General features: G+C 38.1%; 3 protein-coding genes. 1 reads left to right on the top strand and 2 read right to left on the bottom strand.

Annotated elements, in window-relative coordinates:
• A partial coding sequence (locus AC52RT_RS16900) for an HNH endonuclease (RefSeq protein WP_495541824.1) occupies window positions 1-359 on the top strand: 359 nt, incomplete at its 5' end.
• A 62-nt stretch (window positions 360-421) separates the two neighbouring features.
• On the opposite strand, the gene AC52RT_RS16895 is transcribed toward AC52RT_RS16900, so the two are convergent.
• Both AC52RT_RS16895 and AC52RT_RS16890 read right to left on the bottom strand, forming a co-directional pair.
• Window positions 422-862 carry a very short patch repair endonuclease gene (locus tag AC52RT_RS16895; protein ID WP_495541823.1) on the bottom strand — a complete coding sequence of 147 codons (441 nt, stop codon included), beginning with the start codon at window positions 860-862 and terminating at the stop codon, window positions 422-424.
• A gap of 96 nt (window positions 863-958) precedes the next feature.
• The coding region (locus tag AC52RT_RS16890) for an ATP-binding protein (protein WP_495541822.1) at window positions 959-2699 on the bottom strand (1741 nt) is incomplete at its 5' end.

The following is a 2699-nucleotide window of genomic DNA, read 5'->3' as shown; positions in this document are numbered from 1 at the left end:
CCAATTTCAGAGCGAAATTATTAAAACCCGAAAGCCGTTGCCAACTTTGCCCTCTTTCCTTGGAGCCTTTATTAATTGCCAGCCATATTATTCCTTGGCCTGTTGCTGTTGACATACAAAAAAATCACGTAAATAATGGTTTACTGTTATGTATAACTCATGACGCTTTATTTGATAAAGGATATATTAGCTTTGATGAGGATGGAAGAATCATTATCTCTGATGTGTTACCATCTTCCTACCATGAAACTTTAAACATTCGAGATGATATGAAGATTATATTACTCCCTGAACAACAAGAATTTATGGAATTTCACAGAAATTCTTTACTAAAGAATAGAATTGATAATATAGATTAAGATAACATCTTAAAATAATAGAAGAGGAGAAAATATAGAGTTTTGATTTTCTCCTCTTCTAATCATTGTAATACCTTTAATTGAAATCTTCGCTTGGCATCCAATATTACTCCATCTAATTTATCCATCGTCCCATAAAAATCCCTCTTTAAATCATGCTCCCATACCCTATAAATATGCCATCCCTTACGTATATAATAATTAGTGACCTCAAAATCATGCTCCTTATTCCGATTGAACTTGTTTATCCAGAATAACTGATTCTTATTTGGTAAAGCCCCATGCAGTTCACAAGCATGCCAAAAACAAGAGTCGATGAAAATGACTACTTTATATTTTTTGATGGCTATATCAGGAGTTCCGTATAATGATTTTACATTTTTCCGGAAACGGAATCCTCTTCTCCAAAGTTCTCGGGAAACTCTATTCTCGAGCTTGGTACCTTTCCCATGAATAGAACCCATTATTTTCTTTCTTGTTTCATCTGACATCTGCGTATTCATATAGAATCACATCACTGTCTGGTTTTACTATCCTTTACCCGCTATTTACAAAAATGACACAAGCCCCTTCATATCTCGAAGGGGCTTGTTAGTTTATTATCGTTCGCTAAACGCAGATATATTCACAACATAAGGCCTAGATGGTAATAGCTTTCCGTTCCTATCTAACACAGGGCCATATACAATACATTGTCCCTTTTGAAGGTTGGTTAGCTTTGTTTCCCACTCTTTTCTTTCTCTATGGTCTGCCGCTATATTCGCTGCGATTGTTGATATTTCATTTTCAACAGGTGAGAAGTAAATCTTCACGGCTGAATTTTGCAATCGGCTGATTTGATCTCCAGAGAATCCTTTAGTTGATTGGGTGGCGAACCATCCAGACCAGCCAAATTTCCGGCCTTCTGTTAAGATTTTCGCACTTGGAGAGTTATTGCTGAAATCAAGACGTTGAGATTCATCAAGCACTGCTGGGAATGGTATACGTTTATTCCCATGTTGTAGCTTATAATACCATAAATCCCACAGGATGAATTCCGTGATTAGTTTTTGGACATCAGGTGAATATCCTGTCAGCTGGATTATAAATACCTTTCCTTTTTCTTTCTCAAGGAAGGACCAGTCCATATCCTGGCTTGAGTCAAATGGGTTCTTATCTATGAGCAGATTCATTTGAGACAGGGCAGTTTTCGCTGGTCCTGATCCATCCTCCTCCAACAATTCACGGAGAATCTCAAAGTTCATCTTTTCATCATAAATAGACATGCCTTTCATGACGGCTTGATAGATAGAATTTAGTTGTTGTGGTCCCAGGGTAGTATAGATAGAACCGATGACATTCTTCATTCTTTCTGCAACATCTGAGTCATCTTCATCGATAAATAGATCTTCATCCAATTCTTTCTTGTTCCTCTTGAACGGATTAATCGGGAACTTCTTCGCAAGGACAATAAATTGCTCCAATCTGTCACCTAAGTTCTCCTTGAATTCATCCTCGAGCTGGGACTTCTTGAAACCATCCGTATAGTCAATGATAATACTGGATATATCATGTTTGGCTAACTCCCATAGCAAGCATTGAATGAAATATGTCTTCCCTTGACCGGATCCACCAGTGATGAATAGATGGCGATTGGCAAGGTTCTTATGTCCAAATTCCCAATTCACAACCTGATTAGAACCCTGGATGACCCCAATAGGAACCCTGATATCTTCTAAAGGTACTTGGGTTTCTAGGTCGCTCGGTTGATCCTCATCCTTTTCCTCATCAATCGCAATATCTTCCATTTGCTCATTAGCAGAACTTTCTTCTTCATCTTTATATACCTCATCATGGTTATCTACAAATGCCTTATACTCATTTCCTGATGAATCCTCCGCCACCTCTTCATGCTGGATAGATGAATTATCATCCTCTTTTTTCGTAACAGAGTCGGGGTAATTATCTTCGCTCATATCCACAAGATAAGAATCCTGATTACCTGAGGAGACGGATATATGACTATCCGATTGATATTGATTAGCCAGAAGCTTACTCGGAATAAAGTCCATATATCCTGTCATCATCTTATTTACAATGGTTTCCATTGAGGTCGAAAGCCCGGCATAGGCATCCTCTTCAATAAACATCAGGTTCAAGATTTCATTATTCAACTCAGCGGTCCGGAATCCACTGTTATTCCTAAAGTGAAGGACAGCCCCCTTACCTATATAGGCTTCTAGATGCTCGCCAATGGTGAACTCATCATTCAACAGTTGAGCCTTTAACTCATGTAACTGATTATATTTCTCTTTTGTCCATAATCCATTGGAATAATTCTTTTTCGCGTTCGACAACAGG

The organism is Peribacillus sp. (genome assembly GCF_059453735.1).
This window is presented reverse-complemented; position numbering and strand designations above follow the sequence as displayed.

Excerpts from the sequence above, each read along its gene's own strand:
- AC52RT_RS16895 (WP_495541823.1), bottom strand. The coding sequence starts at position 862 with ATGAATACGCAGATGTCAGATGAAACAAGAAAGAAAATAATGGGTTCT.